Annotated in this window: 20 protein-coding genes; 9 read left to right on the top strand and 11 right to left on the bottom strand. The window is 71.6% G+C overall.

What is annotated here, in order from left to right:
* Nucleotides 1-18 precede the first annotated feature (18 nt).
* From OG746_RS35475 to OG746_RS35465, 3 genes are read left to right on the top strand one after another with little or no spacing between them, the layout of a single operon-like run.
* Complete coding sequence (locus tag OG746_RS35475) at nt 19-885, top strand: TauD/TfdA dioxygenase family protein (protein ID WP_266722250.1); 867 nt, start codon at nt 19-21, stop codon at nt 883-885.
* A gap of 47 nt (nt 886-932) precedes the next feature.
* The gene (locus OG746_RS35470; protein WP_266722248.1) at nt 933-2177 is read left to right on the top strand and encodes an MFS transporter; all 1245 of its coding nucleotides are present in this window, start codon (nt 933-935) and stop codon (nt 2175-2177) included.
* The gene (locus tag OG746_RS35465; RefSeq protein WP_266722246.1) at nt 2174-2800 is read left to right on the top strand and encodes an RBBP9/YdeN family alpha/beta hydrolase; all 627 of its coding nucleotides are present in this window, start codon (nt 2174-2176) and stop codon (nt 2798-2800) included. The genes OG746_RS35470 and OG746_RS35465 overlap by 4 nt, the downstream gene beginning before the upstream one ends.
* A 6-nt stretch (nt 2801-2806) precedes the next feature.
* Here the strand turns inward: OG746_RS35465 and OG746_RS35460 are convergent, their stop codons facing one another.
* The 5 genes from OG746_RS35460 to OG746_RS35440 all read right to left on the bottom strand — a co-directional run bounded on the left by OG746_RS35460 (nt 2807) and on the right by OG746_RS35440 (nt 8214).
* Nucleotides 2807-4162, bottom strand: coding sequence for an MFS transporter (locus OG746_RS35460; protein ID WP_266722245.1), 1356 nt, complete (start codon nt 4160-4162; stop codon nt 2807-2809).
* A gap of 43 nt (nt 4163-4205) precedes the next feature.
* Complete coding sequence (gene hisD / locus OG746_RS35455) at nt 4206-5525, bottom strand: histidinol dehydrogenase (protein ID WP_266722244.1); 1320 nt, start codon at nt 5523-5525, stop codon at nt 4206-4208.
* Nucleotides 5526-5648: 123 nt separating this feature from the next.
* A complete protein-coding gene (locus tag OG746_RS35450; RefSeq protein WP_266722242.1) occupies nt 5649-6656 on the bottom strand; it encodes a LacI family DNA-binding transcriptional regulator in 1008 nt (335 codons plus the stop codon).
* A 92-nt stretch (nt 6657-6748) separates the two neighbouring features.
* Entirely contained in the window at nt 6749-7168 is a 420-nt protein-coding gene (locus tag OG746_RS35445) for an SRPBCC family protein (protein WP_266722241.1), read from the bottom strand.
* Between the two features lie 35 nt (nt 7169-7203).
* Entirely contained in the window at nt 7204-8214 is a 1011-nt protein-coding gene (locus OG746_RS35440) for an aldo/keto reductase (protein ID WP_266722240.1), read from the bottom strand.
* Nucleotides 8215-8383: 169 nt separating this feature from the next.
* Here OG746_RS35440 and OG746_RS35435 point away from each other — a divergent pair, with 169 nt between their 5' ends.
* A complete protein-coding gene (locus tag OG746_RS35435) occupies nt 8384-9307 on the top strand; it encodes a LysR substrate-binding domain-containing protein (RefSeq protein WP_266722238.1) in 924 nt (307 codons plus the stop codon).
* A gap of 45 nt (nt 9308-9352) precedes the next feature.
* Here OG746_RS35435 and OG746_RS35430 read toward each other — a convergent pair whose 3' ends face one another.
* From OG746_RS35430 to OG746_RS35420, 3 genes are all read right to left on the bottom strand, one after another.
* A complete protein-coding gene (locus OG746_RS35430; RefSeq protein ID WP_266722236.1) occupies nt 9353-10459 on the bottom strand; it encodes an NAD(P)/FAD-dependent oxidoreductase in 1107 nt (368 codons plus the stop codon).
* A gap of 81 nt (nt 10460-10540) precedes the next feature.
* A complete protein-coding gene (locus OG746_RS35425) occupies nt 10541-12028 on the bottom strand; it encodes a peptide MFS transporter (RefSeq protein ID WP_266722234.1) in 1488 nt (495 codons plus the stop codon).
* A gap of 56 nt (nt 12029-12084) precedes the next feature.
* Nucleotides 12085-12714, bottom strand: a complete 630-nt coding sequence (locus tag OG746_RS35420) for a helix-turn-helix domain-containing protein (protein WP_266722233.1) — start codon at nt 12712-12714, stop codon at nt 12085-12087.
* A 164-nt stretch (nt 12715-12878) separates the two neighbouring features.
* Between OG746_RS35420 and purB the strand changes: the two genes are divergently transcribed.
* Both purB and mug read left to right on the top strand, forming a co-directional pair.
* Nucleotides 12879-14318, top strand: a complete 1440-nt coding sequence (gene purB, locus OG746_RS35415; protein ID WP_266722232.1) for an adenylosuccinate lyase — start codon at nt 12879-12881, stop codon at nt 14316-14318.
* Nucleotides 14315-14863 carry a G/U mismatch-specific DNA glycosylase gene (gene mug, locus OG746_RS35410; protein WP_524540548.1) on the top strand — a complete coding sequence of 183 codons (549 nt, stop codon included), beginning with the start codon at nt 14315-14317 and terminating at the stop codon, nt 14861-14863. Before purB ends, mug begins: the two co-directional genes overlap by 4 nt.
* Before the next feature lie 9 nt (nt 14864-14872).
* On the opposite strand, the gene OG746_RS35405 is transcribed toward mug, so the two are convergent.
* The 3 genes from OG746_RS35405 to OG746_RS35395 form a co-directional block, all read right to left on the bottom strand.
* A complete protein-coding gene (locus tag OG746_RS35405; RefSeq protein ID WP_266722231.1) occupies nt 14873-15670 on the bottom strand; it encodes an SAM-dependent methyltransferase in 798 nt (265 codons plus the stop codon).
* Between the two features lie 86 nt (nt 15671-15756).
* Nucleotides 15757-16500: an ABC transporter permease gene (locus tag OG746_RS35400; RefSeq protein WP_266725630.1), complete on the bottom strand. Its 744-nt coding sequence runs from the start codon at nt 16498-16500 to the stop codon at nt 15757-15759.
* A gap of 12 nt (nt 16501-16512) precedes the next feature.
* The gene (locus tag OG746_RS35395) at nt 16513-17436 is read right to left on the bottom strand and encodes an ABC transporter ATP-binding protein (RefSeq protein ID WP_266722229.1); all 924 of its coding nucleotides are present in this window, start codon (nt 17434-17436) and stop codon (nt 16513-16515) included.
* 108 nt (nt 17437-17544) lie between these two features.
* Here OG746_RS35395 and OG746_RS35390 point away from each other — a divergent pair, with 108 nt between their 5' ends.
* The 3 genes from OG746_RS35390 (at nt 17545) to OG746_RS35380 (ending at nt 20748) form a co-directional block, all read left to right on the top strand.
* Nucleotides 17545-18762: a sensor histidine kinase gene (locus OG746_RS35390; RefSeq protein WP_266722227.1), complete on the top strand. Its 1218-nt coding sequence runs from the start codon at nt 17545-17547 to the stop codon at nt 18760-18762.
* A 47-nt stretch (nt 18763-18809) separates the two neighbouring features.
* Nucleotides 18810-19460: a response regulator gene (locus tag OG746_RS35385; protein WP_266722225.1), complete on the top strand. Its 651-nt coding sequence runs from the start codon at nt 18810-18812 to the stop codon at nt 19458-19460.
* 130 nt (nt 19461-19590) lie between these two features.
* Nucleotides 19591-20748 carry an ROK family protein gene (locus OG746_RS35380; protein WP_266722223.1) on the top strand — a complete coding sequence of 386 codons (1158 nt, stop codon included), beginning with the start codon at nt 19591-19593 and terminating at the stop codon, nt 20746-20748.
* The last annotated feature ends 54 nt before the right edge of the window (nt 20749-20802 follow it).

Raw genomic sequence — 20802 nt, 5'->3', positions numbered from 1 at the left:
GCTTCTCCGGGAGTACCCATGCCTGTCCGTACCGCCCTCACCGTCGAACCCCTGACCTGCACACTCGGCGCCGAGCTGCACGGCGTTCAGCTCAGCGACGCGGCCCGCGACGAGGAGCTGTTCGCCGAGATCCGTCAACTCCTCCTCCAGTACAAGGTGTTGTTCCTGCGCGACCAGGACATGTCGCGGGCCGAACACGTCACCTTCGCCTCTCGCTTCGGCCCGCTCGAGGACCATCCGGTGGCGGGCAGCGACCCCGAGCACCCCGGTCTCGTCCGCATCTACAAGGACCTCGACAGCAAGCCCGAGCACTACGAGAACGCCCTGCACTGCGACGCGACGTGGCGCGAGTGCCCGCCCATGGGTGCGGTGCTGCGCTGCGTCGAGGGCCCGGCGGTCGGCGGCGACACCATGTGGATCGACATGGCCGAGGCGTACCGGCGCCTGCCCGACCGGGTCAAGCAGCGCATCGAGGGGCTGCGCGCCCGGCACAGCATCGAGGCGACGTTCGGCGCGGCTCTGCCGACGGCGGAGCGGCACGCGCTCAAGGAACGCTTCCCCGACGCGGAACACCCGGTGGTGCGCACACACCCGGAGACCGGCGAGAAGATCCTCTTCGTCAACGCGTTCACCACGCACTTCGTGAACTACCACCGGCCCGAGAACGTGCGCTTCGGCCAGGACTACGCGCCCGGCGCCGCCGACCTCCTGCGGTATCTGATCAGCCAGGCGGCCGTCCCCGAGTACCAGGTGCGCTGGCGCTGGAGCCCGGACTCGGTCGCAATCTGGGACAACCGCTCGACCCAGCACTACGCCGTCCAGGACTACTGGCCCGCCGTGCGCCGCATGGAGCGCGCCGGCATCACCGGCGACCGACCGTTCTGATGGCCGGGGCCGTACTGACGTCGGGGGCCGTGGACTCCCCTCCGGTCGTGTCGCGTCGTTACGCGTGGCTGGTGTTCGCGCTGAGTTTCGCGCTGCTGCTGTCCGACTACATGTCGCGGCAGGTGCTCAACGCCGTCTTCCCGATGCTCAAGGCCCAATGGCTGCTGTCCGACGGCCAGTTGGGCACCTTGAGCGGTGTCGTCGCCCTCATGGTCGGCGTGCTGACGTTCCCGCTGTCCCTGCTCGCGGACCGGTGGGGGCGGGTGCGGATCCTGGTCGCGGCCGCGTCGATGTGGAGCCTGGCGACCCTGGGCTGCGCCGTCGCGGCGGGCTACGGCGAGATGTTCCTGGCCCGCTTCGTGGTCGGCATCGGAGAGGCGGCGTACGGCAGCGTCGGCATCGCGGTCGTGCTCAGCGTCTTCCCCGTGGCCCTGCGGGCGACGCTGGCCGGCGCGTTCATGGCCGGGGGGTCGTTCGGGTCCGTCCTCGGTGTCTCGGTCGGCGGCGTCGTGGCGCAGGCGCACGGCTGGCGCTGGGCGTTCGGCGTGATGGGCCTGTACGGGCTCGTGCTCGCGGTCGTCTACGGACTCGTCGTCAAGGAACGCCGGATCGGCGGCACCGAGCGGCGCTCCGGCCGCACCCAACGCGCGCCGGTCCGCCCGCAGTTGCCCCACCTGTTCAACTCGGTCTCGGTCATCTGCGCCTACGTCGGCAGCGGTCTGCAGATGTTCCTGGCGATGGCGCTGCTGACGTGGATGCCCAGCTATCTGGACCGGGCGTACGGGCTGCCGACGAGCAAGGCGGGCCTGGCGGCGGGGGTGTTCGCCCTCATCGGCGGGATCGGGATGATCGCCTGCGGCGCCGTCGCCGACCGGCTCAGCCGTGCGGCGCCGATCCGCAACTGGAGCGTGGCCATCGTCTGCAGCCTCGGCTCACTGACCCTCCTGACCACCGGTTTCCTGCTGCCGACCGGACCGGCACAGCTCGTGCTCGTCGGCCTCGGCACACTGCTCGCGGGTGGCACGTCGGGCCCCGCGGCGGCGATGGTGGCGAGCCTGACGCCCGCCGCCATCGCGGCGACGGCGCTCGCCACGCTCACCCTCGCCAACAGCCTCATCGGCCTGGCGCCCGGCCCCGCCCTGACCGGCATGCTCGCCGACCACCTGGGCCTGGGCGGAGCGCTGCGCGTGATCCCGCTGGTCGCACTCCTGGGCGCCACGGCCTTCGCCATCGGCAGAAGCACATACGAGAAGGACCTGCGCCGCCCGACCTCCCTGGAGCCCTCCCCATGAACAGCATGAGCAACGTGAGCAACATGAACAACCTGAGCAGCATGAGCAACCCGGAACAGCCCACCGTGGTGATCGTCCCCGGCCTGCGGGACCACGTCCCGGACCACTGGCAGACCCACCTCGCCCACGAACTCCCCCGCTCCCGCACCGTCCCACCACTGGAACGCGACCGCCTCGGCCGCGCCGCTCAAGTGACAGCACTGCAACGGGAGTTGATGGACACGCCCGGACCCGTCCTCCTGGTGGCGCACAGCGCGGGCGTGCTGACCACCGTCCACTGGGCACGGCAGCACCGCGCACGCGTCGTCGGAGCGCTGCTCGCCGCCCCACCCGACTTCGACGCCGAACTGCCCGACGGCTACCCCTCCCGCAAGGAGCTGCGCGAGCACGGCTGGTCACCGGTCCCGCGCGAGCGGCTCCCCTTCCCCAGCATCGTCGCCGCGAGCAGGAACGACCCCTTGGCCTCCTTCGACCGGGCGAGTTCCCTGGCCGCCTACTGGGGCAGCCGCCTCGTGGACCTCGGCCCGGTGGGCCACCTCAACCCCGCTTCCGGTTACGGACGTTGGCCCCGCTCCATGGACCTGCTGAGCGAACTCGGCGCCATGCAAAGGGCCTTCACGTAGGGCCGGTCAGTGCGCGGGCACGGGCTGCGCGTCCCGCTCCGGCGCCGCGCCGACCTCCGCCAGCTCCCGGTCCCGCAGGTCCGGCGCGAAGGCGATGGCCACCATGGCGATCACCGTCGTCACGATGGCGAACGCGATCACCATCCAGAGGCCCCCGTCGGCCCACAGCACCATCGCGCCGGCCAGCGCCGGAGTGAAGCTCGCCAGCAGGATCGAGGCCATCTGGTACCCGATGGAGATGCCCGAGTAGCGGACCGCCGTGGGGAACATCTCGCAGTACAGGGCGGGCAGCGGCGCGTACACCATGGCGTGGCCGAGGGCGAGGAACAGCACCACTCCCGCGACGATCGCCCACAGCTGCCCGGTGTGCACCAGCGCGAAGACCGGCCAGGTCGTGACCACGATCAGCGCACCGCCGATGAGGAAGGTGCGGACGCGTCCGATGCGGTCGGAGACGGCCCCGAACACCGGGATCATCACGATGTTCACCGCGGCGCCGATCATCGACGCCGTCAGGCCGTAGCTCTTCGGCGCGCCGAGGGTGGTGGTGACGTAGGACAGGATGAAGGTCGTGAACAGGTAGTAGTTCCCGGCCTCCGCGAAGCGGCCGAAGATCGTGATCAGCAGGGCCTTGCGGTGGTCGCGGAAGACGACCGCCGCGGGCGCCTTGCGGCGCTCCAGCTCGGCGTCCATCTTGCGCTTCTCCTCGAGGAACGCCGGGCTCTCGGTGGCCCGCAGGCGGATGAAGAAGCCGACGGCGGCGAGGATCACGCTGAGCAGGAACGGCAGTCGCCAGCCCCACTCGTCGAAGGCGTCACCGGAGAGCCACGACGCGAGCGACACCGCGGCCGTGCCCAGCAACAGGCCCGCCGAGACCCCGATCTGCGGCCAGGAGCCGAAGTAGCCGCGCCGCTTCTTCGGTGCGTTCTCGACGGCGACGATGGCCGCCCCGCCCCACTCGCCACCCACGGCGAAACCCTGCGCGAGCCGCAGCACGCACAGCAACAGCGGTGCCGCGACGCCTATTTGGTCGTAGGTCGGCACGAGGCCGATCGCCGCCGTGGCCACCGTCATGATCGAGAACGTGAGGATCAGCGTGGACTTGCGGCCGATCCGGTCCCCGAGGTGTCCGGCGACGAACGCGCCGATCGGGCGGGCCAGGAACCCCACGCCGAACGAGGCGAGCGAGACGATCTGGCCGATGCCGGGCGACAGGTTCGGGAAGAACAGGTGCCCGAACACAAGCGCCGCTGCGGTGCCGTAGATCGTGTACTCGTACCACTCGACGATCGCGCCGATGGTGCCGGACTGCAGTGACCGGCGCCGGAGTTGCTCCGGTGTCGGGGTGGCGGCGGTGGCCATGGGATCTCCGTTGATCGGGGGTGAGCGGGGCGGCCCTGTGGGGTCAGGAGCGGGCGGACTCGTAGTGGTCGGTCCACGGCAGCGTGGCGCCGGCGTACTTGGCGGCGCGGACGTCGCCGGAGCGGGCGTGCCCCTCGAACAGCTCGACGCGGGCCGCGCGGCCGCACAGCTCCCCGAGCTCGGCGGAGGACTTCTCCTCGCGCACCTCCTGGTACGTGACGGTGCGCAGATACATGCCGACCCACAGGCCGCCGGTGTAGCGGGCTGCGCCGCGGGTGGGCAGCACGTGGTTGGTGCCGATCACCTTGTCGCCGTAGGAGACGCAGGTGCCCTCGCCGAGGAACAGGGCGCCGTAGGCGTGCATCTTGTCCAGGGCCTCGCGCGGGTTCTCGGTGAGGATCTGCACGTGCTCGTACGCGAAGCCGTCGGCGACGCGGTAGGCCTCGTCGAGGTCGTCGACCAGGATGATCTGGCCGTGGTCGCGCCAGGCCGGGCCGGCGATGTCGCCGGTCTGCATGCCGGGCAGGATCTCGTCGATGTGCCGCTGCACCTCGTCGGCGACCCGCTGACTCGTCGTCACCAGGGCGGCGGGCGAGTCCGGTCCGTGCTCGGCCTGCGAGAGCAGGTCGACGGCCGCGACGAACGGGTCGGCGGCGTCGTCCGCGACGACCAGGATCTCGGTCGGCCCGGCGAACAGGTCGATGCCGACCTCGCCGAACAGCTGGCGCTTGGCCTCGGCGACGTACGCGTTGCCGGGCCCCGCGAGCATGTCGACCGGCTTGACGGTCTCCGTGCCGACGGCCATCGCGGCGACCGCCTGGACGCCGCCGAGGACGTAGATCTCGTCGGCGCCCGCGAAGTGCATGGCGGCGATGGTCGCGGCGGGGATCTCGCCGCGGATCGGCGGCGTGCAGGCGACGACGCGCGGCACACCGGCGGCCTTCGCCGTCACGATCGTCATGTGCGCGGAGGCGGTCAGCGGGTAGCGGCCGCCGGGGATGTAGGCGCCGACGGACTGCACCGGCACGTGCCGGTGGCCGAGGAAGACGCCCGGGGCGGTCTCGATCTCGATCTCGGACATCGAGTCGCGCTGCGCCTCGGCGAACCGGCGGACGTTGGCCTGGACCGTCTTGATGTCCTCGATCACCTGGGGGTCGAGCGTGCCGATGATCTCGGTGAGCCGCTCGCCGTCCAGGCGGAAGGACTCCGGCTCCCAGCGGTCGAAGCGCGCCGACAGTTCACGGACGGCCGCGTCGCCGCGGCCGCGCACGTCGGCGATCAGCTCGCGGACGGCCTGCCCGACGGTGTCGTTGCCGGACGGCGCGGTGGACGGGGTGGTGGCGGCCTTGATGGTGCGGGACACGCCCAGCTCCTCACTCGTGATGGATACGTATCCATTGGATACGTATCCACAGAATGGAAGACGAAGGGTTGAACGGTCAAGAGGGTTCTCAAGAGGGATTTACGAAGAGATCCAGGAAGGGATCTACGAGGGGATCTGCGCCGGGCCCGTGGTCGAGCGTCCGACGAACTCCACCGGCAGCACCTCGTGCCGGTGCGGCAGCTCGGGGTCCTCGAGCCGGCCGAGCAGCAGCTCCACGCCGACCTGCGCGATCCGCTCCAGCGGCTGGCGCACGGTCGTCAGGTCGATGCGCTCCCACGCGGAGAGCGGCACGTCGTCGCAGCCCACCACGCTCAACTCCCCCGGCACGTCCACGCCTTCGGCAGCGGCGGCGTTCAGCGCCGCGTACGCCATGATGTCGTTGTGGCAGTAGAGCGCCGTCGGCCGCTCGGGGGCGGCGAGCAGCGCCCGCACCGCCGCGTAGGCGGTGTCGTAGTCGTAATCGCCGTCGATCTCGGTGAGGGCGACGCCGTCGGCGGCCCGCACCCGGTCGCGGAATCCGCGGCCGCGCTGCTGGGCCGTGCTCGATCGGGCCAGACCGCAGACCATCGCGATCCGCCGGTGCCCGAGGCCCAGCAGATGCTCGGCCGCCAGCTCGCCCGCGGTCGGGTTGTCGGCCTCGACCTGGTCGGCGGGGAAGTCGTCGAGAGTGCGGTGGACCAGCACGACGGGGATGCCGTGCCCGGCGGTGCGGTGCGCCAGCGGCTCGTCCTGCAGCGCCGAGGTGAACACGACCCCGTCGACACCCTCGCGGCGCAGCTGCGCGAGCCCCTCCTCCGCGGTCATCACGTCCGTGACCAGGGTCAGGCGCATGCCCTGCTCGTGCAGGACGCGCTCCATCGCCTTGACCATGACCGGGTAGAACGGGTTCGTCAGATCGCGGATGACCACGCCGATCAGGCCGGAGCGTGAGCCCACGAGGCTGCGCGCGGCCTGGCTGGGCTGGAAGTCGTACTTGGCGACCACTTCGAGCACGCGGCGGCGCGTCTCGGGCGCGACGCTCCCGCCGTTCAGGACGCGGGAGACGGTCGACTGCGCCACTCCGGCCTCGCGGGCGATCTGCACGCTGGTGACGGTCGGCCGCCGCGCCATGTGTCCTTACCTCCGGGTCGGGTCGAGGCAAGGATACGGATCGCCGGGTGCCGGAGGCATTCCGCCTCCGGCACCCGGCGTCTGCGTGTCCGTCAGGCCTGGACGGTCTCCAGGAGCGCGGCCAGCCCGTCGACGTAGATGCCGTGGAAGAGCTCCTCGACCTCGGCGTCGCTCACTCCGGTCGGGGTGAACGAGCCGGACCACTCGACGCGGGAGGCGTCCGGGCGGCCGGGGACGGCGTGCACGGTCAGGGTGGAGAGGTAGCCGGTGACAGGGAACGGGGCCTGCTCGATGGCGTAGCTGTAGTGGCGCTCGGCCTCGTTGAACTCGACGAGCCGCTCGACGATGACGCCGCCGTCCGCGTTGGTGAGGTGGCGCACGCGGCCGCCCTCACCGAGTTCGCTCTTCGGGATGTACGGGAGCCAGTCCGGCAGCGAGTCGAAGCCGCCGATGAGCTGCCAGACGCGGTCGGGGCTCTGCGGGATGTCGATGGATGCGGTGGTGGAAGCCATGGCGGGCCTCTCTTTCACGGTCAACTGGTGGGGGTTCAGGCGTCGTTGGGGAGCGGTGCGGCCGGGCTGACGAGGCCCTCGGCGCGCAGCTCGGTCCAGAACGCGGCCGGGATCTCCTCGGCGAGGGCGGCGGTGTCCTCGGCGATGCGGCTGGGGCGGGTGGCGCCGGGGATGACGGCGGCGGAGGCCGGGTGGGCCAGGGAGAACTGCAGGGCGGCGGACTTGATGCCGATGCCGTGCTTCTCGGTGAGGGCCTTGAGCCGGCCGACGCGCTCGATGATCTCGGCGGGCGCCTCCGCGTACTCGAAGTGGGTGCCACCGGCGAGGATCCCGGAGCTGTAGGGGCCGCCGGCGACCAGGTCGACGCCCTGCTCCTGGGCCATCGGGAGCAGGCGCGTGAGGGCGTGCTCGTGGTCGAGGAGGGTGTAGCGGCCGGCGAGCAGGAAGCCGTCGGGCTGCGGCTCGTCGAGGGCGAGGGTCAGCTCGATGGGCTCGGTCTTGTTGACGCCGAGGCCCCAGGCCTTGATGACGCCCTCGTCGCGCAGCCGGGACAGGACGCGGAAGGCACCGGTGCGGGCCTCCTCGAACTTCTGGATCCACTGGTCGCCGTGGAAGTCCTGCGCGATGTCGTGGACCCAGACGATGTCGAGGCGGTCGGTGCCGAGGCGCTTGAGGCTGCCCTCGATGGAGCGCTCGGTGGCGTCGGCGGTCCACTCGTGGAGGATCTTGTTCGGGTTGCCGTGCTCGAACAGGCCGCCCTTCTCGCCGAAGTCGGGGACGTCCGTCTCGTGCTCGTCGAGGATGACGCGGCCGACCTTGGTCGACAGCACGTAGGAGTCGCGCGGCTTGGTGGACAGGACCTCGCCCAGACGCTCCTCGGCCAGGCCCGCGCCGTAGAAGGGGGCGGTGTCGAAGTAGCGGATACCGTGGTCCCAGGCCGCCTCGACGGTGGCGCGGGCCTCGTCGTCGGGGATCGCGCGGAACATGTTGCCGAGGGGAGCGGTGCCGAAGCCGAGCCGGCCGGGGAGGAGGGACTTGATACCCATGGAGATCGTTCCTTGCCTTGGTGCTGTACGCCTACTGCTGTGTGCGCGGCTTTGCGGAGATTTCTTTGGGTTTCTCCTGCTCCGCGCCTCTTGCTCCTCCGAGGTTAGGATCGATGGGTAAGACTGTCCAAGACTCACTTGGACATACTTGAGTCCCCCGAGGTCCAACATGCTTGACCTGCGACAACTTCGCTATTTCGTGGCCGTGGCCGAGGAGGAGCACGTCGGCCGTGCCGCCGAACGGCTGCACATCTCGCAGTCGCCGCTGAGCCGGCAGATCGCTCAGCTGGAGAAGGGCCTCGGCCTGACCCTGTTCGAGCGCAGCCAGCAGCGCATCCGGCTCACCTCCGACGGCCGCGTCTTCCTCACCGAGGCGACGGCCCTGCTGCGGCACGCCGCCCGCCTGGAGAACCTCGGCCGCCGTCTCGGCCGCGGCGAGGAGGGCGGCCTGTGCGTCGGCTACGTCGGCGACGCCATGCACACCGGCCTGCTGCCCAGAGCGCTGCGCTCCCTCAACGAGGAGCGCCCCGGCATCCACGTCGCGCTCTACGACATGACCGCGCACGAGCAGTTCGAGGGCCTGCGCCAGCGCAGCCTCGACATCGCCCTGGCCCCGGAGGCGCCGCCCGAGGACGATCCGGATCTGCGCAGCGCGCTCCTCCTGGAGGACCCGCTGCTGCTGGCCGTCCCCAGCACCCATCCGCTGGCGGGAGCGGGCGAGGTGCGGCCCGAGGACCTCGACGGCCTGCCGTGGGTCGCGGTCGAGGACGGTCAGGACCACGTCTGGCGGGACGACTTCGTCGCGGCCTGCGCCGCCGCCGGGTTCACCCCGGACATCCGCTTCGAGGCCCCCGAACCGCTCACGGCGGTGGGGCTTGTGGCGTCGGGGCTCGGCATGGCGTTCGTCCAGCGGAGCATGCTGACCGGCCGCACGGCGGGGATCACCGTGCGCGAACTCCCCTGGTTCCAAAGGTCCGTTCGGCTGTGGGCCACGTGGCACCGGATCGACCTGCGGCCGGTCGTCGCGTCGTTCCGTACGACGGTCCTGGCCACCGGGGCCGGGGAGCCCGGGGCCGGGGAGTCCGACGACTGACGTGCCGCCGGTCAACTCCGCGGCCCCGCACGGCCGTTGGGACGCTCAGCGCAGCGGGTCGAACGCCGTGAGGTCCGTCCCCGGCTCCGCCCCGCGCGCCAGGCGGGCCGCGACCGAGCCCGCGTACGGGCCCATGGTGAGGCCGGACGCGCCGAGGCCGTTGACCACGACCAGGCCGGGGACCTTCGGGACCGCGCCGAGCAGCGGGCGGATGTCGGGTCCCACCGGGCGGAACCCGATGCGGGTCTCCACGTGCGTGGCGTCCGCGAGGCCGGGGGCGACCGCCAGCGCCTCGTCGAGCACCTCCTTCATACCGGCCGCGGTGACCCGGTGGTCGAATCCGGCGCCGTCCTCGCGGGTGGCGCCGACCACGACCCGCGAGTCGTCGAAGGCCAGCAGGTAGTGCCGGGACATCGGCAGCACGACCGGCCAGTTCATGGTGTCCGCGCCCGGCAGGCGCAGGTGCATGATCTGGCCGCGCTGCGGCTCGACCCGTACGTGCACGCCGAGCGGTTCGAGCAGTTCGGGCGCCCAGGCGCCGGCCGCCACGATCACGGAGTCCGCGCCGATGGTCTCTCCGTCGACCCGCACGCCGCGCACCGCTCCGTCGGCCCCGTCGACGACGAGTGCGGCCGTGCCCTCGACGATCCGGGCGCCGTGCCGTGCCGCCGCCCGGCACATCGCGTCCCGCACCAGGCGGCCGTCGAGGCGTGCCGCGCCGGGGATGTGCACGGCGGGGCCCTCGTGCCCGAGCGGCGGGAAGAGCTCGCGGGCCCGGCCCGCGTCGACCAGCTCCACGTCGCCCGCCAGCGGGGACCCGGCCGCACGCTCGGACACGCGCCGCAGCACGTCCTCCGCCTCGTCCTCGGTGGTGAGCCGCAGCGAGCCGACCTTCCGGTACCCGAGATCGGTCTCCCCGTCGGCTGCGAGGGCTGCGCGCAGTTCCTCGTAGTAATCCGCCCCCGCGACCGCGAAGCGGTACCAGTCCGGGTCGTCGACCCGGGACGACCACGGACAGATGATGCCGGCGCCCGCGGACGTGGCGCGGCCCTCGATCCGGGAGTCCACCAGGGTCACGTCGACCCCGTTCCGGGCCAGTTCGTACCCGGCGGCCGCACCGGCGATACCGCTGCCGACGATCACTGTGCGCATGCCTGCTCCTTCTCGTTCGACTTCTCGCTCGACTTCCCGTTCGACTTCTCGCTCCACCGGCTTCAGCTCACCGCACGAAGCTCACCGCACGCCTCCCATCCGCCTCCGCACCCACGGAGTCATCAGGTGCATGACAATGCCTGCTCCCATGACGACCGCGCCGACCCCGGCGAAGTACCGCACCTCCGTCGCGGGGCTGTAGAGCCGCACCAGCTGCGCGTTGATGCCGCCCGCCGCCGCGGAGGCCAGGAACCACAGGCTCATCATCTGCGCCAGGAAGGCGCGCGGCGCGAGCTTGGTGGTGGCCGAGAGCCCGACGGGCGACAGGCACATCGATCCGCAGATCACCACGACGTAGCTCAGGACGAGCCACCACGGACTGGCGGGTTCGTCCACGCCGTTCAGCAGTCCGGGCCCGGCCATCAGCACGAACGAGGCGCCGCCGAGGAGCAGTCCGGTGCCGAACTTGCGCGGTGTGGACGGCTGTCGGTCGCCCCACTTGATCCACAGCCAGGCGAAGAGCGGGGCCAGGACGAGCGTGGCGATGGGGTTCAGGGACTGGAACCACGACGACGGGATCGCGAAGCCCAGGATCTCCAAGTCGGTGCGCTGGTCGGCGAATTGGGCGAGGACCGAACCGGTCTGCTCGTTCACCACCCAGTAGCACACGGCACCGATGAACAGCGGAACGTAGGCGATCAGCCGGGACCGCTCCACGGCGTCGGTGTGCGGGCTGCGCAACATCATGACCAAGTAGCCCGCCGGCAGCAGCACCGCGAGTACGGACACCGCGTTGATCAGAGCGTCAACGGTCAGCGAGCCGGCGGCGCCGAGCACCGCGACCACGACGGCGACCGCCGCGACGCCCGCGGCCGCGCGGAGCACCAACTGGCGCCGCTCGTCCGCCCGCAGGGGATTCGTGGGGGCCTCCCCCGCCCCGCCGAGTCGCGCCCGTCCGCGGACGTAGCCCACGAGCCCTGCGGCCATGCCGACCGCGGCGAGGGCGAACCCGAGGTGGTAGTCGACCTGTTGGCCGAGGGTGCCCACCAGATACGGAGCGATGAAGGCGCCCAGGTTGATGCCCATGTAGAAGAGGGAGAACCCGGCGTCGCGGCGGCTGTCCGTCGGGGCGTACAACTCCCCCACCAGGCTTGACACGTTGGGCTTCAGGAGGCCGGTGCCGAGCACGATGAGGAGCATCGACACCAGCAGCGCGGGCAGCCCGCCGGGTATGGCGAGCGCCAGATGGCCGCACATGATGGCCACGCCCCCGACCAGCACCGCGCGGCGCATGCCGAGCAGCCGGTCGGCGAGCCAGCCGCCGAGGACTCCGGACATGAAGACCAGCGCGCCGTACACGGACACCAAGGCCGCGGCCGTCGGCTTGTCGAGGCCGAGCCCGCCGTCGGAGGTCCGGTCGTACAGGTAGTAGAGGAGGATCGCGGACATCCCGTAGTACGAGAACCGCTCCCACATCTCCAGGGAGAACAGGGTGGCCAGGCTGCGCGGGTGACCGAAGAAGGCGCGGTCGCCGGGTGGAGCCTGCGTGGCTTTCGTCAGTTCGCTCATGGCCGCCTCTCGACGGGTGGCGTGCACGACAGGGCAGAAGGCGCGTTCAGCAGGGATCAGCAGGGAGTGGTGCCGTCGGGGCGTCGCAACAGTGGGCGGTCGACCGTCCAGAGCACCTCCGCGACGTCGGTGCCGCGGTTGTGAATGGCGTGCGGGACACGGGACTTGAAGTGGATCGCGTCGCCCGCACCGAGCACCGCGGTCTCGTCCGGCAGCAGGAATGTCAGCTCACCGCGGAGCACGTAGCAGAACTCCTCGCCCTCGTGCTGTGTCACGGGCGAGGGCTCCGCGGTCGGACGCACCTTCATGGCCAGCGTCTCGATGCGCTGGTCCGGAAGTTCGGCCGTGAGCACCCGGTACTCGCGCTCGCCCATCGCCAGCCGCGCGACGTCCGCGTCGTCGTGCCGGGCGATCGCGTACTCCTGTCGGCCGCGCCGCCCGGCCGCGCCGAGCAGTTCGACCGCGTCCACGTCCAGCGCGGTGGCCAGCGCGAAGAGGGAGGTGAGCGAGAGCGAGTTGATGCCGCGCTCGGCCAGCGAGAGAAAGCCCGCCGAGAGCCCACAGCGTTCCGCGAGCACCCGCAGCGTCAGCCCGCGCTCGGTGCGCAACCGCTTGATCTCGGCCCCCACCAGACGGCTGGGGCCGTCACCGGCAACCGGCTCCGCCGGCGGCTCCTTGTCGACCATGAGCGGAATTAAGTCACGCCAAACAGAGGCCGTCAATACTAAACAGCGATACCAAACAGCGGGACGGGCTTGACACCGCCCCACGGCAGGACCCCTGACCTGTACGTTCCTACATCCCGACGACGGTTCGGAGCCTGTAGGGACGCCCGGTAAACTCCCTCCACGTGACTGCGCCTGCAAAGCCCCGTATCCCGAATGTTCTCGCCGGCCGCTATGCCTCCGTCGAGCTCGCCACCCTCTGGTCCCCCGAGGAGAAGGTGAAGCTGGAGCGACAGCTCTGGCTCGCCGTGCTGAAGGCCCAGAAGGACCTCGGGATCGACGTCCCGGACGCCGCCATCGCCGACTACGAGCGCGTGCTCGACCAGGTCGACCTGGCCTCCATCGCCGAGCGCGAGAAGGTCACGCGGCACGACGTGAAGGCCCGCATCGAGGAGTTCAACGCCCTCGCCGGGCACGAGCAGGTCCACAAGGGCATGACGTCCCGCGACCTGACGGAGAACGTCGAGCAGCTGCAGGTCCGCCTCTCGCTCGAGCTGGTCCGCGACCGTGCCGTCGCCGTCCTCGCGCGCCTCGCCAAGCTGTCCGGCGAGTACGGCGAGCTGGTCATGGCCGGCCGCTCGCACAACGTCGCGGCGCAGGCCACCACCCTCGGCAAGCGCTTCGCGACCGCCACCGACGAGCTGCTCGTCGCGTACGGCCGGGTCGAGGAGCTGCTGAACCGCTACCCGCTGCGCGGCATCAAGGGTCCGGTCGGCACCGCCCAGGACATGCTCGACCTGCTCGGCGGCGACGCCGACAAGCTGGCCGACCTGGAGCAGCGGATCGCCCAGCACCTCGGCTTCTCGCAGGCCTTCACCTCCGTCGGCCAGGTCTACCCGCGCTCGCTCGACTACGAGGTCGTGACCGCGCTCGTCCAGCTGGCCGGGGCCCCCTCGTCGACGGCCAAGACGATCCGCCTGATGGCCGGGCACGAGCTCGTGACCGAGGGCTTCAAGCCGGGCCAGGTCGGCTCCTCCGCGATGCCGCACAAGATGAACACCCGCTCCTGCGAGCGCGTCAACGGCCTCATGGTGATCCTGCGCGGCTACGCGTCGATGACCGGCGAGCTGGCGGGCGACCAGTGGAACGAGGGCGACGTCTCGTGCTCCGTGGTGCGTCGTGTCGCGCTGCCGGACGCGTTCTTCGCGCTCGACGGTCTCCTTGAGACGTTCCTCACCGTGCTCGACGAGTTCGGCGCCTTCCCGGCCGTCGTCGCCCGTGAGCTGGACCGCTACCTGCCGTTCCTCGCCACCACGAAGGTGCTCATGGCCTCGGTGCGCGCGGGCGTCGGCCGCGAGGAGGCCCACGAGGCCATCAAGGAGAACGCGGTGGCCTCGGCCCTCGCGATGCGCGAGCAGGGCGCCGAGCGCAACGAGCTGCTCGACAAGCTGGCCGCCGACTCCCGGATCCCGCTGGACCGTGCGCAGCTCGACGAGCTGATGGCGGACAAGCTGTCGTTCACGGGCGCCGCCGCCGGTCAGGTCGCGCAGATCGTGGCCCGCGTCGAGGAGATCGTGAAGCAGCACCCGGAGGCCGCCGGTTACACGCCGGGGGCGATCCTCTGACCCGCATTACTCAAGCGGACCTGGAGGCCGCTCGCGACCGTCTGGTTCCGGACGTCGTCGCGAGCGGCCTTCGGGTTCTCTTCTGCGGGATCAACCCGGGCCTCATGACGGCCGCGACCGGTCACCACTTCGCCCGCCCCGGCAACCGCTTCTGGCCGGTGCTTCACCTCTCCGGCTTCACGCCCCGGCAGCTGAAGCCGTCCGAGCAGCAGGAGCTTCTCTCGTACGGGCTCGGGATCACGAACGTCGTCGCGCGGGCCACGGCGCGGGCGGACGAGCTGCGTGCGGAGGAGTACCGGGAGGGCGGACGGCTGCTGGAGGAGAGGGTGGCGCTCCTGCGGCCCACGTGGCTCGCCGTGGTGGGCGTGACCGCGTACCGGTCGGCCTTCGGTGAGCCCAAGGCCCAAATCGGCCCGCAGGAGCGGACGATCGGCGGCGCCCGGGTCTGGGCGCTGCCCAACCCCAGTGGTCTGAACGCCCATTGGACGGCGGCGACCATGGCGGAGGAGTACGCACGCCTCCGCGAGGCCGCCACCGACGCTTAGGTTTTCGGCTCACGGCTTGCGGGCCACGGCCCCATACTGGGCGACCTGCGTGCCCTCCTCGTCGCGCCAGCGCGCGCACGAGACGAGGCCGGGCTCCACGAGGTCCAGGCCGTCGAGGAACGCCGCCACCTCGGCGCCGGTGCGGGCGGTGATCGGCGGCTTCGCGTTCTCGTTCCAGAACGCCATGGCCTCCGTGTTGCCCTCGCCGCCCAGTTCGAGGGTGGGGTGGGTGAGGACGACGTAGCTGCCCGAGGGGACGGCGTCGACGAGCTCACGGACGATGGACGTGGCCTCCTCCGTGTCGAGCACGAAGTTGAGGATGCCCAGGAGCATGATCGCGACCGGGCGGTCGAGGTCGAGGGTCTCGGAGGCCGCCTCGATGATCGCCCTCGGGTCGCGGGCGTCCGCGTCCACGTAGTTGGTGCGGCCCTCGGCGGAGCTGGTGAGCAGCGCGCGGGCGTGGGTGAGGACGATCGGGTCGTTGTCGACGTAGACGACGCGCGCGTCCGGAGCGATCCGCTGGGCGACCTCGTGCGTGTTCTCCACGGTCGGCAGGCCCGTGCCGATGTCGAGGAACTGGCGGATGCCCGCCTCGCCTGCGAGGAAGCCGACGGCGCGCCCCAGGAACGCGCGGTCGGCGCGGGCGACCTCGCCGATGCTCGGATACATGGACGTCACCATGTCGCCGACCTTCTCGTCGACCTCGTAGTGGTCCTTGCCGCCCAGCCAGTAGTTCCACACGCGCGCGTTGTGCGCGACGTGGCTGGAGATCCGCTGCTCCGGCTGGTTCCCGTCGGCGTCACTCATGCGATCTCCCTCGTACGTTGCTGGGCTCCACTCAAGATCCCATAGTGGCACGGGAGTTCGATGATGTGCGCGACGGGCCCGCCGCGCTACGCGTCCCTGCGCCGCACCGCCCACCATCCGGCGAGCAGCGCGGCCGCCGCCCACAGCGCGGTCACGGCGAGCCCTGCCCAAGGACCGAGGGAGCCCTCCGCGTGCTGGTAGAGGACCTGCTGACCCGCGCGGTCGGGCAGGAAGTCGGCGACCGAGCCCGCGATGTCCCCGACGACGAAGGACACGATCAGCAGGAAGGGCACGAGGATGCTCAGCACCGCCACCGCGCTGCGCAGCACGGCCGTGAGCCCCGCCGCCAACAGTGCCATCAGCGCCAGATACACCCCGCCTCCGACGCAGGCCCGCAGCGCCCCCGGATCACCGAGGCCGAGCGTGTACGGGCCCATGAACGCCTGGCCGACGAGGAACGCGGTGAAGCTCGTGAGCAGGCCGACGACGAGCCCGCAGCCGCCGATGACCGCCATCTTCGCGGCGTAGAAGAGGTTCCGGTTCGGCACCGCGGCGAGCGAGACGCGCAGCGCGTTGTTCAGGTACTCGGAGGAGACGGCCGTGGCGCCGAAGGCGAGCACCGCGATCTGGCCGAAGTTGAGGGCATAGAAGGCGCCGAAGAAGAGGTCCTCGCCGTTGTCGGCCTCGGCCTGGCCGACGGTCGCGAAGGCGAGGGTCGTGACGGCGAGGGTCGCGATGAAGACGGCGAGCAGCGAGCCGAAGCTGCCGCGCAGCGATCTGATCTTGATCCACTCGGAGTGCAGTACGGCGGTGGTCGACGTGGCGGACATGCCGGTCATGGGTCAGGCCTCCTGGAGGGGCGCGGCGGCGAATTCGGCGTCGTTCGCGGTGAGGGCGAGGTAGGCCTGCTCCAACGAGGCCTGTTCGTCGGCGAGTTCGAGGACGGGGACGCCCTCGGCGGCGGCGAGCGCGCCCACGTCGGCGGCGGTGACGCCCTCCACGTCGCAGCGGCCGTCGTCGGCGAGCGTCACCGTGTGTCCCGCGCGTACGAGTGCGGCGCGCAGGCGGGCGGGGTCCGTGGAGCGCACCCGTACGCGGCGTGCGCTGTGCGCGGCGATGAAGTCCGGCATCGGGGTGTCGGCGAGGAGCCGCCCGCGGCCGAGGACGACGAGGTGGTCGGCGAAGGTCGCGGTCTCGTTCATGAGGTGGCTGGAGACCAGCACCGTGCGTCCGGCGCGCGCGAGGTCGCGCATCAACTCCCGGATCCAGATGATGCCTTCGGGGTCGAGGCCGTTGGACGGCTCGTCGAGCAGCACCACTTCGGGGTCGCCGAGGAGCGCCGCCGCGATGCCGAGCCGCTGTCGCATGCCGAGCGAGAACGTCTTGACGCGCTTCTTCGCGACGGTGGCGATCCCGGCCTGCTCAAGCACTTCGTCGACCCGCTTCACCGGAATCCGGTTGCTGACGGCGAGCGCCCGCAGGTGCTCCCGCGCGGTGCGGGAGCCGTGCGCCGCCTGCGGGTCGAGCAGGGCGCCCACGACGCGCAGCGGTTCGTCGTACGTGGCGTACGGGCGGCCCCCGACGAGCGCGGCCCCGGAGGTGGGGCGGTCGAGGCCGAGGGCGAGGCGCATCGTGGTGGACTTGCCGGCGCCGTTCGGGCCGAGGAAGCCGGTGACGCGGCCGGGTCCGACCTGGAAGGTCAGCCCGTCCACGGCACGCGTCGTCCCGTACTCCTTGGTGAGGTCCTGGACGTCGATACTGGTCATGACCTCAGAATCGTCCGCGCCAGGGGGCTCGGGCCTCCCCCGCCCGTGGAATTCGCCTCCCCCGTGCGGGGGAGCCGTCGGGCGCGGGGCGGCTGGCACGATGACGGTATGCCCCGCTTCCTGAGGCCGCTCGCGCGCGCGGTCACCTACACCCGCTGGCTGCACCTGCTGTGCTCGTCGGTGATCGCCTTCGTGTTCGCGATGGTCTACCCGGGGCTCTCCTCTCCCTCCGTGGGTGCCTGGGTGCTCATCTACGTGATACCCGCACCGCTGCTCCTGGTGCTCGGCGCGATTCCGGTGATGCGGCGTTCGGAGGGGCTGCAGGCGCGGATGATGCTGTTTCCCGGGAAGCACGCGCGCGTGGCCGGCACTGGTGCGGAGCGTGAGATCTCGGTCGCGCCCTCGGCATCGTGGCGGGACCGCGGCAGGACGTCGGCCTGGCTGGTGTTCCGGCTGTTCCTGGGGCTGTCGGTCGCCCTGTTCTCGGGTCAACTGTTCGCGCTGGCCTTGGAGTTGACGGGCGCGGCCATGGGTGAGCGAGTCGACGAGCTGTCGGTGCTGCCGGTGCCGGAGGCGCCCTGGTTGTGTGCGGCGGCGATCCCCTTCGCCCTGCTCTTCCTGGTGTACGTGGTGGCGGGCGCGGGGTGGCTGACGGCCCGCACGGCCCTGGTGCTCCTCGGCCCGTCCGGGGCCGAGCGGCTCGCCGCCCTGGAGGAGCGCACCGAGCAGCTCCTTGAGCGCAATCGCATCGCCCGCGAACTGCACGACTCCATCGGCCACGCGCTCACCGTCGCCGTCGTGCAGGCGGGTGCGGCGCGGGCGGCGGGCGATCCGGCGTTCACGGACCGGGCCCTCGGTGCCATCGAGGAGACCGGCCGGGCCGCCCTGGAGGATCTGGAGCGGGTGCTGCTGGTGCTGCGCGAGGCGGAGCAGCCGGCGGGCAGCCGCCCCACCCTCCAGGAGGCGGACCGGCTGCTCGATTCGGCGCGGGCCTCGGGTGCGAAGGTGGAGGTGACGGTGTCGGGCCCGCTGGAGACGGTGCCGGGGCCGGTGTCCCGCGAGGGCTACCGCATCCTTCAGGAAGCGCTCACGAACGTGCTGCGGCACTGCGGAACCGTGCCGGTCACCGTGACCCTCCAGGTCGCGGACAAGAACCTCGTCCTGGAGGTGCGCAATCCGCTGCCGCCGGAACGCGGGTCCGGACATGGCGGCACGGGAAGCGGCCTGCGCGGCATCCGGGAGCGTGCGGCGCTGCTCGGCGGCCACGCCCGGACGGGCCCGGTCCACGACGAGTGGCAGGTTCACGTCGAACTGCCGGTCGCGTGATCCAGGACCTGGGACAAGATCCGCCGGAGAGGCCCTAGTCTGGCGGCGTGCCGCTCACAGTTCTGCTCGTAGACGACGAACCGCTGGTCCGCGCGGGCCTGCGCGCGGTGCTCGAAGCGCAGCCGGACATCACGGTGGTGGGCGAGGCCGCGGACGGCGCGGCGGTCGTCCCCCTGGTCCGCGAGCTGCGGCCCGACGTGGTCGCCATGGACGTCCGGATGCCGCTGCTCGACGGGATCGAGGCCACGCGCGCGGTGCTGCGCGGCGCGGAGCGGCCACCCAAGATCCTCGTGATCACCACGTTCGAGAACGACGAGTACGTGTACGGGGCGCTGCGCGCGGGCGCCGACGGCTTCCTCCTGAAGCGGGCACGCCCCGAGGAGATCGTGCACGCGGTGCGCCTCGTCGCGGCGGGTGAGTCGCTCCTATTCCCGGCCGCGGTCCGCAAGTTGGCGGCGGAGTACGGGAGTTCGGTGGCCCGTGCGGCCCTGGAGCGCGCGGCGCTGACCGAACGCGAGGAGCAGGTGCTGCGGCTCATGGCGCGCGGCCTGTCGAACGCGGAGATCGCCGCGGACCTGGTCGTCGGCACCGAGACGGTCAAGTCCCACGTGAGCGCGGTGCTGACGAAGCTGGGCGCGCGGGACCGGACGCAGGCCGTGATCGCGGCGTACGAGTCGGGGTTCGTGGCACCGAGTTGAGGCCCGACCTGCACCGTTCCGGGCGCGCGCGGCTGAGCAACGTACGTCACAGAGGTGCACCCGACTCTCGCCGGTATCGGTGGCTGCGGGTACCATCCGGCGAACACGCGCGACTGCGGGGAGGACGACGGTGGGGCGGCTGACCGGCGGGGATCCCTCTCTGCTCAGGCGGATCAATTCCGCGGTGGTGCTGCACGCGCTGCGTTCCACAGATTTCGCGACGCTCACCGAGGTCACCCGCGTCACCGGCCTGTCGCGGCCCACCGTGGAGGGCGTCGTCGAGGGGCTCATCGTGGGCGGGCTCGTCGTGGAGACCACGGTCGAGGAGCCGGGCGCGCGGCGGCAGGGCCGGCCCGCGCGCAAGTTCCGCTTCCGGGCCGAGGCCGGGCATCTGCTCGGCCTGGAGATCGGCGCGCACCGGGTGACCGCGGTGCTCTCGGCGCTCGACGGCAGGGTGCTCGGTTCGGCGTCCAAGGAGGTCGAAGAGACCGCGTCGGTGGACGAGCGACTCGAAAAACTGCGCGGCACCGTCGCCGATCTGCTGCGCCGCGCGGGCGTGGCCCGTGGCTCGCTGTGGGCGGTCGGCGTCGGCAGCCCGGGGATCGTGCAGGCGGACGGGACGGTGCGGCTCGGCACCGCGCTGCCGGGCTGGACCGGGCTTCCGCTCGGCGAGCGGCTGCGGCGCTCCTTCAAGTGCCCGGTCCTCGTGGAGAACGACGCGAACGCGGCGGCCGTGGCCGAGCACTGGCAGGGCGCCGGGGCGGACACCGACGACATGGTGTTCGTCCTCGCGGGCCTCAGCCCCGGGGCCGGCGCCCTGATCGGCGGCCGCCTGCACCGTGGCTTCGGGGGCGCCGCAGGGGAGATCGGCGCGCTGCACCTGCTGGGCCGCGAGGTGCGGCCCGAGACGCTGCTGTCCACCACGGGCGAACCGCTGCACCCGCTGGACGAGCTCGCCGTGGCGCATGTGTTCACGCTGGCGCGCGAGGGCGACGACCGGGCGTCCGCCGCGGTCGAGCGGTTCCTTCAGCGGCTCGTGCACGATGTCGCGGCGCTGGTGCTCGCGCTCGATCCGGAACTGGTCGTCGTGGGCGGCTGGGCCGCGGGGCTCGACGGCGTGCTCGAACCGCTGCGGCGGGAGCTCGAGCGCTACTGTCTGCGGCCCCCGCGGGTGGCGTTGTCGACGCTGGGCGAGGCGGCGGTGGCCACGGGGGCGTTGCGGCTGGCGCTCGACCACGTGGAAGAGGAACTCTTCGCTACGGAGAGCACGGTTACGGCCCGCCGGTAGGCACCGGCGGGCGGCGTACCGCAGCCCGCATATTTACGAAGTCCGAGCCTTACG

It is taken from the genome of Streptomyces sp. NBC_01016 (assembly GCF_026341035.1).
Lineage (GTDB): Bacteria > Actinomycetota > Actinomycetes > Streptomycetales > Streptomycetaceae > Streptomyces.
The sequence above is the reverse complement of the archived record's forward strand: the minus strand, read 5'-3'. Positions and strand labels throughout refer to the sequence as shown.